Raw genomic sequence first — 13864 nt, 5'->3', positions numbered from 1 at the left:
GCCTTCATTACGCTAAACGGCTGATGCTTATTTGTCGTCTTTCACTTCTTCAAATTCGGCATCCACCACATCGTCGCCTTTTTTCGGCTGCTCGCTGTCGGTAGACTGGCCGGCTTGGGCTTCCTGAGCCTGTTTCTGGGCATCGGCGTACAGCATTTCGCCTAGTTTCTGGCTGGCTTTGCCCAGCTCTTCGGCTTTGGCATCGATAGCGGCTTTGTCGTCGCCTTTCACGACTTCTTCGGCTTCTTTCAGCGCGGCTTCGATTTTTTCTTTCTCGGCTGCGTCGAGTTTGTCGCCATAGTCGGCCAGTGATTTTTTCACAGAGTGAATCAAGGCTTCGGCCTGGTTGCGGCTCTGCACCAGTTCGTGCAATTTTTTATCTTCTTCGGCGTTGGCTTCGGCGTCTTTCACCATGCGTTCGATTTCTTCCTCGCTCAAGCCGGAAGAGCCTTGGATAGTGATGTTGGCGGCTTTGCCGGTGCCTTTGTCTTTGGCAGACACGTGCAGGATACCGTTGGCGTCGATGTCGAAGGTTACTTCAATCTGCGGCATGCCGCGCGGGGCGGGGGCAATGTCGCCGAGGTTGAATTGGCCGAGCGATTTGTTGGCGGAAGCGCGTTCGCGTTCGCCCTGCAACACGTGGATGGTTACGGCGCTCTGGTTGTCTTCGGCGGTGGAGAACACTTGCGAAGCCTTGGTGGGGATGGTGGTGTTTTTGTTGATGAGCTTGGTCATCACACCGCCCATGGTTTCGATGCCCAAAGACAACGGGGTAACATCGAGCAGCAATACATCGCTGCGGCCGCCGCCCAACACTTCGCCCTGAATGGCGGCACCCAAGGCTACGGCTTCGTCGGGGTTCACGTCTTTGCGCGGTTCTTTGCCGAAGAATTCTTTCACGGTTTCCTGAACTTTGGGCATACGACTCTGGCCACCCACCAAAATCACGTCGTCGATGTCGTTCACGCTCAGGCCGGCATCTTTGATGGCGGTGCGGCAGGGCACGATAGAACGTTCGATCAGGTCTTCCACCAGGCTTTCAAACTTGGCGCGGGTAATCTTCATGGCCAAGTGTTTGGGGCCGGTGGCGTCCATGGTGATGTAGGGCAGGTTCACTTCGGTCTGCTGGCCGCTGGAAAGCTCGATTTTGGCTTTTTCGGCGGCTTCTTTCAGGCGCTGCAAGGCCATCACGTCGGTTTTCAGGTCGATGCCTTGGTCTTTTTTGAACTCGGAAATGATGTAGTCGATCAAGCGTTGGTCGAAGTCTTCACCGCCGAGGAAGGTGTCGCCGTTGGTAGAGAGCACTTCAAACTGTTTTTCGCCGTCCAAATCGGCAATTTCGATGATGGAAATATCGAAGGTGCCGCCGCCCAAGTCGTATACGGCGATTTTGCGGTCGCCTTTGGCGCCTTTGTCCATACCGAAAGCCAGTGCAGCTGCGGTGGGCTCGTTGATGATGCGTTTCACATCCAAACCGGCGATGCGGCCTGCGTCTTTAGTGGCTTGGCGTTGGCTGTCGTTGAAATAGGCAGGCACGGTAATCACTGCTTCGGTTACTTTTTCGCCCAAATAGGCTTCGGCGGCTTCTTTCATTTTGCGCAGCACTTCGGCGGAAATTTGCGGCGGAGAAAGCTCTTTGCCTTGTGCTTCCACCCAAGCGTCGCCGTTTTTGGCTTTCACGATTTTGAAAGGCATCAGGTCGATGTCTTTCTGCACTTCTTTATCTTCAAATTTGTGGCCGATCAGGCGTTTTACCGCGTAGATGGTATTTTTCGCGTTGGTAACGGCCTGGCGTTTGGCCGGTGCGCCCACAAGGATTTCCCCGCCGTCCAGATAAGCGATAACGGAGGGAGTGGTGCGTGCGCCTTCGGCGTTTTCGATTACTTTAGTCTGGCCGTTTTCGGAAATGGCCAGGCAGGAATTGGTGGTACCCAAATCGATACCGATAACTTTTGCCATAATAGATTGCTCCTTAGAGATTAGTAGAATTCAGACAGCGCCTTGCTGGCGCTTTAACTTGCCCAGTAAATGGGTTTGGCCGTTTTTTTTTCAAGGGAAAAGGCTATTTTCATTTTAATATATTGATTTTTATTAGATAAAATAGTTTCAGGTAGCCTTGAGCAACAAATTTCTGCCTAGCCTATTGAATTTCTGCCGCCAGCCCTAATAAAAACAAATGTTGTTTCCCGTATATACGCACCGACAAGGTGCACGCGAGCTATTTATAGATCAAAGCAATTCATATTATTTGAACTATAAATTATACAAATCGCCTGGCGGCGGCTAGAATGCCGCCCTGTCGATACACCGTATCTCGCAAATTCATCCGCATTATTTCTGACACCCTGATATAAGGAGCTCTATATGTCTATCAACATCAAATCCCGCGACCAATTGGTTGGTCAGCAAGTTCCGAACGTAACCTTCCACACCCGCGTGGCTGATTCTTGGAAAGATGTCACCACCGACGAATTGTTCAAAGGCAAAAAAGTAGTGGTATTCGCCCTGCCCGGCGCGTTTACCCCTACCTGCTCTTCCAGCCACCTGCCGCGCTACAACGAGCTGGCTTCTGCATTTAAAGAAAACGGCATCGACGACATCCTGTGCGTATCCGTAAACGACACCTTCGTAATGAACGCCTGGGCTGCCGACGAAGAAGCCCACAACATCACCATGATCCCGGACGGCAACTGCGAATTCACCCGCGGTATGGGCATGGAAGTGAACGAAGAAGCCATTGGCTTCGGCCCCCGCTCTTGGCGCTACTCTATGCTGGTGGACGACGGCAAAATCGTAGAAGCTTTCATCGAGCCGATCAAAGAAGGCGACCCCTTTGAAGTTTCCGATGCCGACACCATGCTGAAATTCGTGGCCCCGAACTGGAAACCGCAAGAATCCATCGCCATCTTCACCAAACCCGGCTGCCCCTTCTGCGCCAAAGCTAAAGCCGCTTTGCAGGAAAAAGGCCTGGCCTACGAAGAAATCGTGTTGGGCAAAGACGCCAGCATCGTTTCTGTACGCGCCATCACCGGTAAAGTAACCGCCCCGCAAGTGTTCATCGGCGGCAAATACATCGGCGGCAGCGAAGACCTAGACGCATACCTGGCCAAACACGCCTAATTTTCCAGCTATCCAGTTGCCAATACAGTAGATAGCTTTGCGAGCCGCCCGAATAGGGCGGCTCTTTTCCCAAGACCTTTCAGGCAGCCTGTTACACCGCAGCAGCCGATATTTTCAGGTAGCCTTTTGCCAGCCATACAGGCTACCTGAAAGGTCTTCCCACATAAGGAAAGTAGACATGAAACACCTCACCGCAGACGTCGTCGTTATCGGCGGCGGCACCGCCGGCATGGGCGCCTTCCGCAACGCCCGCCTCCACACCGAAAACGTTTATCTCATCGAAAGCCACGTTTTCGGCACCACCTGCGCCCGCGTCGGCTGCATGCCCTCCAAGCTCTTGATTGCCGCCGCAGAAGCCCGCCACCACGCCCTGCACACCGATCCCTTCGGCGTGCATCTGGACAAATCCAGCATCAGCGTAAACGGCGAAGAAGTGATGAATCGCGTCAAATCCGAGCGCGACCGCTTCGTCGGCTTCGTGCTGGAAGACGTAGAAGCCTGGCCGGCCGAGCGCCGCATCATGGGGCAGGCCAAATTCATCGACGAGCACACCGTGCAAATCGACGACCACACCCAAATCCGCGCCGAACGCATTGTAATCGCCACCGGCTCCCGCCCCATCGTGCTGCCGCAATGGCAGGCGCTGGGCGATCGCCTCGTCATCAACGACGACGTATTCTCATGGGACACCCTGCCCGAAAGCGTGGCCGTATTCGGCACCGGCGTAATCGGCCTCGAACTCGGACAAGCCCTGAGCCGCCTCGGCGTGCGCGTGGAAATGTTCGGCCTGGGCGGCCTCATCGGCGGCATTTCCGATCCCGTGGTGCTGGAAGACGCCAGAGCCATCTTCGGCCAAGAAATCCCGTTGCACCTCAACGCCCAAACCGAAACCCGGCTCAACGATAAAGGCCAAGTGGAAGTGGCATGGACGCAAGACGGCGAAAGCGGCGTATTCACCGCCGAATACCTGCTCGCCGCCATCGGCCGCCGCCCCAATGTGGACAACATCGGGCTGGAAAACCTCAATATCGAGAAAGATGCACGCGGCGTGCCCGTAGCCAACCCGCGCACCATGCAAACCAACATCCCGCACATCTTCATTGCCGGCGACGCCTCCAACCAGCTGCCCCTGCTACACGAAGCTTCCGACCAAGGCAAAATCGCCGGTGAAAACGCCGGCCGCTACCCCGATGTACGGGACGGCCTACGCCGCAGCATGATCGGCGTGGTGTTCTCCAACCCGCAAATCATCAGCGTGGGCGCGCGCTTTGCCCAGCTGGAAAAAGAATATGGCAGTAAGCTCGTAGCCGGCCAAGTATCCTTCCGAAACCAAGGCCGCAGCCGCGTGATGCTGGTAAACCAAGGCAGCCTGCGTGTGTATGCCGACCGCGAAACCGGCCGCTTCCTCGGCGCCGAAGGCATCGGCCCCGCGCTGGAACATATCGCCCACCTCCTCGCCTGGGCGCACCAGCAGCACATGACCGTGCCGCAAATGCTCGACATGCCCTTCTATCATCCCGTAATCGAAGAAGGCCTGCGCACCGCCCTGCGCGACGTAGCCGCCAAACTGGCCTAAAGGCTACCTGAAAGCGCTGTCTTGGCGCAGCCAAGGCTGAGCCTCATCTAAGCTATGGCGTTAATAAAGCGCAGCGGCAACGAAGTGAGAAACAAAACGGCAAACGGATTGATTCCGTTTGCCGTTTTTGTATTTGCTTGTGGCGGGCATAAAAAAGTGTATGTTGCTTGAAGATAGTTTCAGGTAGCCTTTTTATACCAAGGCAGCAAACTAAATGCCTACCACGGCTGTTCCTGTACCACTTCTTGCAAGCCTTGGCGCACGCTGGCGCCTACGCCTTTGCTGAACAGGCGGCTGATGTCGTCGGCGGGGGTGTAGTCCACCAGCTCGGGGGCTTTGATGATGTCGCGCGATACGCTGTAGATATCGCCCAGGCCGTCAATGAGGCCGGTTTTGAGCGCTTCGTTGCCGGTGTACACGCGGCCGCTGAACAGGTCGGGATTATCCGCTTCGTTCAAGCGTTTGCCGCGCCCGTCGCGCACGGCTTTGATGAACTGCTGATGGATGTCGTCCAGCATGCCTTGCCAGATAGCGGTTTGCTCGGGGGTTTCCGGGCTGAAGGGGTCGCCCATGCCTTTGTTGCTGCCGGCGGTGCGCTGGCGGCGTTGGATGCCCATATTGTGCATCAGGCCGGTGAGGTCGAAGCTGCTGCCGACCACGCCGATGCTGCCGACGATGCTGGATTGGTCGGCATAGATTTTATCGGCAGCGGCGGCGATGTAGTAGCAGCCGGAGGCGCACATATCTTCGGCTACCACATACACAGGGATGCCGGGGTGCTCGGCGCGCAGGCGGCGGATTTCGCGGTAGGCCACGCCGGATACCACGGGCGAGCCGCCGGGGCTGTTGGCGCGGATAATGATGCCGCGCACCTGTTTGTTTTTATAGGCAGCTTCCAGGCCTTGGCGCAGTTTGCCGGCCTGGTTTTCGCCGGCGGTAATCGCGCCTTCTAAGCGGATTACGGCGGTATGCGGCCCGGCAGCGGCGGGATTAAGGCTGCCTATATTGCCGAAAATGGCAAACAGATAGAGGGCCAGAAAGGCGATGAGCAACAGGCGGAAAATGAGCTTCCAAATACGGGCTCGGCGCTGCTCGCGGTAGGCTTCGAGCAGGAGTTTTTCCAGCGTGTCGCGCTCCCAGTTGCCGCTGTTTGGCTCGCTATTGCGGTGGATGATGTGTTTCATGGCTGGTAACTTTCTTAGAGTGATGTAGATACCGGAGGGCTACCTGAAAGCATTCGCTTCAACAAAGCTAAAATGGTATGCACCTGATTCCGGCGGGGAAGAACAATTATTGTAACACGCGAGGGCAACAGCAGTTTCAGGTAGCCTTGGGCAAGCTGCAAGCGGAATGGAGGTATTCATTCATATTCGCTGCCCACTGTTGCCTACAGGCTACCCGAAAAGGCAGAAATGAAGCAAAACAAGCAGATATTGATTGTTTATATTACAATCCGCCCTCTTATAAATTTAAATGGACACACGCCATGCGCCACCGCAAACTAGGCCGGCAGCTCGCCACCTTCCGCCACACCCTCACTTGGACCTTCCTCGCCACCATTATCTTCCTGCTCCTGATGTTTATCTTGAATGCGGGCATAGGCAAAGACATCCGCGCCTCAGGCGACCCTGCCAATGCTGTGGGCTGGTTTAACATATTGTTCATCGCTTGGTACGGCATTTATGTAGTGGGGCAGTTCAGATCGCGCCTCACGCTGTACGAACATGGCTTTATCCTGCAAACCCTGTTTAAAGAACACGTTGTGGTGTATCGGGAAATTCGCGGCATTCAATCTAAATTCTCGCAAATCGAATCACCCGGCTCGTTTATGCACGCCCGCATCGATACGCCGCAAGGCCGCGTGCTGCTGAAAAACAACTGGAAGCCACGTAGAGATTTCTACAATTTCATCGCGCAATTCCTGTTTCAGGATGATGAAGACGACGTCATCTTCCACTAAGCGGATTAAGAAGAAAAAGGCTACCTGAAAATTTCAGGTAGCCTTTTATTCATCTGATCACAACAAACTATTTTCCAGCCTGCTTCTCAGCTTGCAGCTGGGCTTTGCGCTCTTCCAGCCAGTGCTCCAGATAATGGATGCTCACGCCGCCTTTGGCGAAGCCGGGGTCGCGGAACAGGTCGTCGTGCAGCGGGGCATTGGTTTTGATGCCGCTCACGGTGAGCTCGGAGAGGGCAACGCGCATTTTGGCGATGGCCTGCTCGCGATCGTTGCCATACACGCAGATTTTGCCGATGAGGCTGTCGTAGTTCGGCGGGATGCGGTAACCCTGGTAGATGTGGCTGTCCACGCGCACGCCGAAGCCGCCGGGCAGATGGCAGCTGGTGATGCAGCCCGGGCTGGGGATGAAGCTGTAGGGGTCTTCGGCGTTGATGCGGCATTCGAAGGCATGGCCTTGGATCACCACGTCTTTTTGCTTGTATTGCAGCGGCAGCCCGGCGGCGATGCGCAGCTGTTCCTGCACGATGTCGATGCCGGTAATCAGCTCGGTTACGGGGTGTTCCACCTGCACGCGGGTGTTCATTTCGATGAAGAAAAATTCACCGTCTTCATACAGAAATTCAAATGTGCCGGCGCCACGGTAGCCGATGCGTTTGCAGGCGGCCACGCAGGCTTTGCCGATTTTCTCGCGCTCTTTGGCGGTGATGCCGGGTGCGGGTGCTTCTTCGATTACTTTTTGGTGGCGGCGCTGCATGGAGCAGTCGCGCTCGCCCAGATAAATGGCGTTGCCGTGCTCGTCGGCCAGCACCTGCACTTCCACATGGCGCGGGCGTTGAAGGAAGCGTTCCATATACACCATCGGATTGCCGAAGGCGGCTTCGGCTTCGGCCTTGGTCATTTCCACGGCCTTAATCAGGTCTTCGCGTTTTTCCACCACGCGCATGCCGCGCCCGCCGCCGCCGCCGGAAGCTTTGATGATCACGGGGTAGCCCACGCGTTCGGCGGTTTTCAGGATTTCGTCGGGATCGTCGGGAAGTGCGCCGTCCGAGCCGGGCACGCAGGGCACGCCGGATTCGAGCATGGCTTTTTTGGCAGACACTTTATCGCCCATCAGGCGGATGGTGTCGGCACGCGGGCCGATGAAGATGAAGCCGGATTCCTCCACCTGCTCGGCAAAGCGGTCGTTTTCGGCCAGGAAACCGTAGCCGGGATGGATGGCATCGGCGCCGGTTACTTCGGCGGCGGCGATGATGGAGGGAATGTGCAGATAGCTCTGCGCAGAGGGGGCGGGGCCGATGCAGACGGATTCGTCGGCCAGCTTAACGTGCAGGCTGTCGTTGTCGGCAGTGGAATGCACGGCCACGGTGGCGATGCCCATTTCGCGGCAGGCGCGCAATACGCGCAGGGCGATTTCGCCACGGTTGGCGATGAGGACTTTTTTCAGCATAATCTTTGCCTTATGGTTTTCAGGTAGCCTCTATGCCGCAGCAGGAGGCTACCTGAAAAATTATTCGATGATAAACAGCGGCTCGCCAAACTCTACCGGCTGGCCGTTTTCCACCAGAATTTCTTTCACCACGCCGCTGCGTTCGGCTTCGATTTCGTTCATCAGCTTCATGGCTTCGATGATGCACAAGGTGTCGCCGGCGTTCACGCTCTGGCCCACTTCCACAAACACCGGCGCGTTCGGGCCGGGGGCACGGTAGAAAGTGCCTACCATAGGAGAGGTTTGCGCTTTGCTCAAATCACGGGCGGGGGCGGCAGGCGCGCCTGCGGCTGCAACGGGTGCGGCAGCGGCCGCGGCGGGAGCCGGAGCGGCAGCCACGGCAGGCGCAGCGGCATACACGGGCTGCGGCGCGGCCAGCGAGCGGGTGATGCGCACTTTTTCTTCACCTTCGGTTACTTCAATCTCAGCAATGCCGGATTCTTCCACCAAGTCGATGAGTTTTTTGAGTTTGCGTAAATCCATAATTAGAGGTCCTTTTAAGGGATTCGGAGCCGGGCTTTAGCCGGCCTGTTTTTGTTGCAAGTATTCAATGGCGAAATCCAGCGCGGCGGAGTAGCCGTGTGCACCCAGCCCGCAAATCACGCCCTGCGCCAAATCAGAAAAATAGGAATGGCGGCGGAAGAGCTCGCGGGCGTGCACGTTGGAGAGGTGGACTTCGATAAAGGGTTTGCCGGCGGCAGCAAGCGCATCGCGCAGGGCGACGCTGGTGTGGGTGTAGGCTGCCGGGTTGATGATGATAAAGGCGGTATGGTCGGCCATGGCCGCCTGGGCACGCTCAATCAGCACGGCTTCGGCATTGCTCTGCACGGCTTCAAAGGCAAAACCGGCAGCTTCGGCGCACGCCTGCAGGCCGGCATTGATGTCGGCAAGGGTGGTGCGGCCGTAGATTTCCGGTTCGCGCTGCCCCAAAAGATTGAGGTTGGGGCCGTGCATAACGAGGATGGCGGGTTTCATGCTGGAGGTCGGTTTAAATTCGGTTGAAATGAATATTTGCGCATTAAAACGCGGTTTGCCACTGGCGGGCAAGATGCTTATTTTCGGCGATAGTGGGGGAAATGTCCAGTTTTTGTATTTATCTGTATGGAAACGGCAGAGTTTGTTAAGCGGCAGCTTCGGCCGTATTTAAAGCAGTAAAGGCTACCTGAAACGCAGCGCAGCCAAGTTCTGCGAAGCCAAACTTTCAGGTAGCCTTCTTAGCCTGTTTTTAATCAGGCCTTATTTTTTGTCGTGCTGTTTCAGGATTTGATAGAGCTGGTCTTTCAAATGCAGCTTCTGTTTTTTCAGCACTTCCACTTCGTCCAAATTGCCGGTAACCGGATTTTTGACCATATTGGCGATTTTTTCGTCCAGCTCATTGTGTTCGTCAAACAGGCGGGCAAAGCGTTTGTCAGATTGTTTGAGCTGGCTGATGAGGTCGCGATATTCTGGGAACATTATTTTCTCGCTTTCGAGTGGGTAAGGGTTGAACAAACTTTTTATCTTGGTTCTACTTTATCATAGCCGGCGGGAAAAATCGAACGGCTCCCGCTTTTATTCGCTTTATAATGAACCCCTCCAAATTATTGCATTGCCGACATGCCCGAAATCGAAAGCCACCCCTTCCCCGCCCTGCTGCCGCCCGAAGCCACCGTGATGATGATGGGCACCTTCCCGCCCAAGGCGGAAAAGCACGCCATGCTGTTTCACTATCCCAATTTCATCAACGATATGTGGCGCGTGTACGGGCTCGTGTTCTTCAACGATACCGCGCACTTCCAAAAAATAGGCGAAAAAGCATTTGACGCGGAAAAAATCAAAGCCTTCCTGCACGAGCGCGGCATCGCCTCCTGCCCCACCGTGCTCAAAGCCGTGCGCGAGCAAGATAATGCTTCCGACAAATTCCTGCGCGTGGTGGAAACCGTAGATTTGCCCGCCGTACTCGCCCGGCTGCCGCGCTGCCGCCATATATGCACCACCGGCGGCAAGGCCACCGAAGTGCTGCTCTCCCTGCTGCCCGATGCGCCGAAAATGCCGAAAACCGGCGAAACGCTGCCCTTCACTTTGGCCAATCGGCATCTCACCCTCACCCGTCTGCCTTCCACCTCGCGGGCGTATCCGCTGAGTTTGCAGAAAAAGGCAGCGGCATATCGAGCGTTTTTCGAGATGGCAGGATTGGTATAGTTTTCAGGTAGCCTTTCAAGGCGGCTTGAGGCTACCTGAAAATTTGAAAGATTCGGCACTTCAAATAGCTGCGTACAACCCCGCCCCTCTAAAACGTGCCGCAGAAAACCATATCGTGAAATTCCTCATTCACTATATTGCTACAAGGCGGCCAGCCGCAGGCAGCATGAACAATACAGCTAGGCGCACCACGCCATAGCAGCGGATTGGGAATTCCACTATAATCCGCCCCCTTGAGTCGGGGTGCTGCCTTGTGCGGCTGAGAACATACCCGTTGCACCTGAACCGGTTAATGCCGACGGAGGGAACTCGCGGCCGGTTTGGGCGGGATACTGCCCGGTTTGATTGGCCGCAGGCGGTAGAGCAGATTCTGCCGCGGCAACGTGATGATGCGCTCCGATTGATCGGGGCGTTTTTTGTTGCCTGCCATCCTGAGCATGGCACGCAATCTTCACCCGTAAGCAACTGTGTTTTCGCAGTAAATATTTTTCAGGTAGCCTTCCGCTGGCGGCGGGCTGTTGCAAGAGGATTAAACCATGCGTTTCCGTATTTGGCAGGCAAACGGCCTGCCGCACCCTTATGTGATGCTGTTTTTGGCACCGGCGTTCTGGGCCACGAGCAATGTGGCGGGCAAGCTGGGCAAAGCTTGGCTTTCGCCTTATGAGTTTACGTTTTGGCGCTGGGTGCTGGCGGCTTTGCTGCTTTCGTGGCTGTTCCGCGCGCGGATTCGGGAGGATTTGCCTGTGCTCAAACCGCGTGCGTTGTGGCTATTGTTGGTGGGCGGTAGCGGGTTTGCGCTGTTTAATATCGTGCTCTACAGCGCGTTTGCACGCGGGGCGGCGGTGGTGAATGTGTCGATTATCACGGCGCTGATTCCGGTGATGGTGTTGCTCGCGGAGGTGCTGTTTTGGCGCACGCGGGCGCATTGGCTGCAATGGCTGGGGGTGGGGCTGTCGTTTGCGGGCGTGGTATGGGTGGTGGGCCGGGGCAATCCGGCCGCGCTGCTGGAAACAGGTTTGTCGCAAGGGGATGCGCTGGCGTTGGTGATTTCTTTGATTTATGCCGGCTATTCGCTGGCGCTGCGCGCTGCGCCGAAGGTGCATTGGGCAAGCCTGCTGTGGGCTATGTGTGTGGCGGCGGTGGGGGTGAGTGCACCGTTTTATGTGTGGGAAGGGGTGGAGAAAGGCTTTCGAATGCCGCCGTGGCAGGCTTGGCTGCTGCTGCTTTATGTTGCTGTGTTTATTGCGATTTTGTCCAAGCTGTTTTATATGGAAAGCGTGATTGCGATTGGCGCGGGGCGGGCGGCGCTCACAATGAACCTGCTGCCGGTGTTCGGCGCGCTGGTGGGCGCGGCGGCCTTTCCAGACGAGCGCTTGGGCGGCTATGTGCTCACGGCCTTAATCTTGGTGGCGGCGGGAATTGCGGCTTCGGAATGGGTCGCGGCGAGAAAACGGGCTTTGGAAAGCGCGGAATAAGCGGTTAGAATGGAGTCCTTGATATTCATGAAGGCTACCTGAAACGGGTTTGGCATTTTCAGGTAGCCTTTCTACCCCATTACTAAAGGACGAACCATGCAAAACTACCAAGCCCCAGACGAGAAGGGCTTTTTCGGCGAACACGGCGGCGTGTACGTTGCCGAAACCCTGATTCCCGCCCTGCAAGAATTGGCAGCGGCCTACCAAGCCGCGAAAAACGATCCCGTGTTTTGGGAAGCGTTCCGCCACGATTTGAAGCATTATGTCGGCCGCCCCAGCCCCGTTTACCATGCCGCGCGATTGTCCGAGCATCTGGGCGGCGCGCAAATCTGGTTGAAGCGTGAAGACTTGAACCACACCGGCGCGCACAAGGTCAACAACACCATCGGTCAGGCACTGCTCGCCCGCCGCATGGGCAAAAAACGCGTCATCGCCGAAACCGGCGCGGGGCAGCACGGCGTGGCTTCTGCCACCGTCGCCGCACGCTTCGGCATGGAATGCCATGTTTACATGGGCGCGGACGACATCATCCGCCAAGCGCCGAACGTGTTCCGCATGAAATTGTTGGGCGCGAACGTGATCAGCGTCGACAGCGGCAGCCGCACGCTGAAAGACGCGATGAACGAAGCCATGCGCGAATGGGTTGCCCGCGTGGACGACACGTTCTACATCATCGGCACCGCCGCCGGCCCCGCGCCGTATCCCGAAATGGTGCGCGATTTCCAATGCGTTATCGGCAACGAAGCCAAAGCGCAGATGCAGGAAGCCATCGGCAGACAGCCCGACGTCGCCGTTGCCTGCGTCGGCGGCGGCTCGAACGCCATCGGCCTGTTCCACCCGTATATCAGCGAAGAAAACGTGCGCCTCGTCGGCGTGGAAGCCGGCGGTTTGGGCGTGGACACCCCCGACCACGCCGCGCCGATTACCAGCAAAGCCCCCATCGGCGTATTGCACGGCTTCCGCAGCTACCTGATGCAGGACGAAAACGGCCAAGTCTTGGGTACGCACTCCGTGTCCGCAGGGCTGGACTACCCCGGCATCGGTCCGGAACACAGCCATTTGGCCGACATCGGCCGTGTGGAATACCATGCGGCGAATGACGATGCCGCGCTGGAAGCGTTTGATTTGCTGTGCCGTTTTGAAGGCATCATCCCCGCGCTGGAATCCAGCCACGCCGTGGCTTGGGCGGTGGAAAACGCACCGAAGATGGGCAAAGACCAAGTGATTCTGGTGAACCTGTCGGGGCGCGGCGACAAAGACATCAATACTGTGGCGAAGTTGAAAGGGATTGAGTTGTAAGGTTTCAGGTAGCCTTTGAGGCTACCTGAAATTTTACCTGTATCATCATGCCGGATATTCACCGCCTCCCCGCCTCTCTACTCAAAGCTTGGGACAAAGTGCAAGCCGAACGCGGGCGCGAAAAATTCCGCGACAGCGTAAAACGCCAATGGCTGGAACAATTATTTAAAGCCGAACTCAAAACGCGCGGCTTTCAGACGGCCTCCGGCGGTTTTATTTATTGGGTTAAAGACGGCTACATTTTCAGCGTTGTCCAGGTTTATTTGGTGGCCGTGTTTGACGGCAAACCCATCAGTGAGCGTGTATCCATCCGCATAGAAGCCAAACCGGATTGTCTGGATTCGTTGTTTTTCAAACTGTTCGGCGAAGAAGAGATGATAAAAAGCTTCAGCCGCCGGCTCAATGGCGAACCGTCACTGTGCTTAACGGGGATACAAGACGAGTGGTGCATACAAAAACCCGACTTCGCCCACTTTACGCTTAAGCAAATGCTGGATTGGGTGCGGCAGACTGCCGGGCAAATAGAAGCCGACATTGCCAGCTTTACACAGCAAGTGCCTGACTTAGAGGGTTTCTGCCTCTTCATGCAAAGTCGCCCGTTACAAGGCGGCATGGAAAATGAACTCTATGCGCTGGTATTGTGCCGCCTGCAGCGATACGGCGAACTGCGCCATTTCCTGGCCGGCCGCCCCGATTTCTATCAATTTGCCAACGGCACCAACCTGTTTGCCGCTTTGCAGCAAATGTTGGATGAGCAACCGTAGCCC

General features: G+C 56.3%; 13 protein-coding genes and 1 riboswitch. Of the genes, 7 read left to right on the top strand and 6 right to left on the bottom strand.

Annotated features, from left to right (window positions below; translation table 11 throughout):
* Positions 1 to 27: 27 nt before the first annotated feature.
* Positions 28 to 1959, bottom strand: coding sequence for a molecular chaperone DnaK (gene dnaK / locus CKV94_RS05270; protein ID WP_003824570.1), 1932 nt, complete (start codon positions 1957 to 1959; stop codon positions 28 to 30).
* A 405-nt stretch (positions 1960 to 2364) separates the two neighbouring features.
* Between dnaK and CKV94_RS05265 the strand changes: the two genes are divergently transcribed.
* Positions 2365 to 3120, top strand: coding sequence for a glutathione peroxidase (locus tag CKV94_RS05265; RefSeq protein ID WP_003824569.1), 756 nt, complete (start codon positions 2365 to 2367; stop codon positions 3118 to 3120).
* Between the two features lie 178 nt (positions 3121 to 3298).
* Positions 3299 to 4696: a dihydrolipoyl dehydrogenase gene (locus tag CKV94_RS05260; RefSeq protein WP_003824567.1), complete on the top strand. Its 1398-nt coding sequence runs from the start codon at positions 3299 to 3301 to the stop codon at positions 4694 to 4696.
* A 218-nt stretch (positions 4697 to 4914) separates the two neighbouring features.
* On the opposite strand, the gene CKV94_RS05255 is transcribed toward CKV94_RS05260, so the two are convergent.
* Positions 4915 to 5880 (bottom strand): S49 family peptidase, encoded by a 966-nt coding sequence (locus CKV94_RS05255; RefSeq protein WP_003824566.1) that lies wholly within the window; start codon positions 5878 to 5880, stop codon positions 4915 to 4917.
* A gap of 302 nt (positions 5881 to 6182) precedes the next feature.
* Between CKV94_RS05255 and CKV94_RS05250 the strand changes: the two genes are divergently transcribed.
* Complete coding sequence (locus CKV94_RS05250; protein WP_035580873.1) at positions 6183 to 6656, top strand: DUF6585 family protein; 474 nt, start codon at positions 6183 to 6185, stop codon at positions 6654 to 6656.
* Between the two features lie 67 nt (positions 6657 to 6723).
* Here the strand turns inward: CKV94_RS05250 and accC are convergent, their stop codons facing one another.
* The 4 genes from accC to CKV94_RS05230 form a co-directional block, all read right to left on the bottom strand.
* Complete coding sequence (gene accC / locus CKV94_RS05245; RefSeq protein ID WP_003824564.1) at positions 6724 to 8103, bottom strand: acetyl-CoA carboxylase biotin carboxylase subunit; 1380 nt, start codon at positions 8101 to 8103, stop codon at positions 6724 to 6726.
* Between the two features lie 60 nt (positions 8104 to 8163).
* Positions 8164 to 8625: an acetyl-CoA carboxylase biotin carboxyl carrier protein gene (gene accB, locus CKV94_RS05240; protein WP_049258028.1), complete on the bottom strand. Its 462-nt coding sequence runs from the start codon at positions 8623 to 8625 to the stop codon at positions 8164 to 8166.
* A gap of 36 nt (positions 8626 to 8661) precedes the next feature.
* The gene (gene aroQ, locus CKV94_RS05235) at positions 8662 to 9117 is read right to left on the bottom strand and encodes a type II 3-dehydroquinate dehydratase (RefSeq protein ID WP_003824560.1); all 456 of its coding nucleotides are present in this window, start codon (positions 9115 to 9117) and stop codon (positions 8662 to 8664) included.
* A 261-nt stretch (positions 9118 to 9378) separates the two neighbouring features.
* A complete protein-coding gene (locus tag CKV94_RS05230) occupies positions 9379 to 9597 on the bottom strand; it encodes a YdcH family protein (RefSeq protein WP_003824558.1) in 219 nt (72 codons plus the stop codon).
* A gap of 141 nt (positions 9598 to 9738) precedes the next feature.
* Between CKV94_RS05230 and CKV94_RS05225 the strand changes: the two genes are divergently transcribed.
* The 4 genes from CKV94_RS05225 to CKV94_RS05210 all read left to right on the top strand — a co-directional run bounded on the left by CKV94_RS05225 (position 9739) and on the right by CKV94_RS05210 (position 13861).
* On the top strand, positions 9739 to 10323 hold the full coding sequence (locus tag CKV94_RS05225) for a hypothetical protein (RefSeq protein WP_003824557.1): 585 nt from the start codon (positions 9739 to 9741) through the stop codon (positions 10321 to 10323).
* A gap of 229 nt (positions 10324 to 10552) precedes the next feature.
* Positions 10553 to 10647, top strand: a riboswitch (TPP riboswitch).
* Between the two features lie 212 nt (positions 10648 to 10859).
* On the top strand, positions 10860 to 11798 hold the full coding sequence (locus tag CKV94_RS05220; protein WP_003824555.1) for a DMT family transporter: 939 nt from the start codon (positions 10860 to 10862) through the stop codon (positions 11796 to 11798).
* A gap of 96 nt (positions 11799 to 11894) precedes the next feature.
* Positions 11895 to 13097, top strand: a complete 1203-nt coding sequence (gene trpB / locus CKV94_RS05215; protein ID WP_003824554.1) for a tryptophan synthase subunit beta — start codon at positions 11895 to 11897, stop codon at positions 13095 to 13097.
* Positions 13098 to 13144: 47 nt separating this feature from the next.
* A complete protein-coding gene (locus CKV94_RS05210) occupies positions 13145 to 13861 on the top strand; it encodes a hypothetical protein (RefSeq protein ID WP_003824552.1) in 717 nt (238 codons plus the stop codon).
* Positions 13862 to 13864 lie beyond the last annotated feature (3 nt).

It is taken from the genome of Eikenella corrodens (genome assembly GCF_900187105.1).
Classification (GTDB): Bacteria; Pseudomonadota; Gammaproteobacteria; order Burkholderiales; family Neisseriaceae; genus Eikenella; species Eikenella corrodens.
The sequence above is the reverse complement of the archived record's forward strand: the minus strand, read 5'-3'. Positions and strand labels throughout refer to the sequence as shown.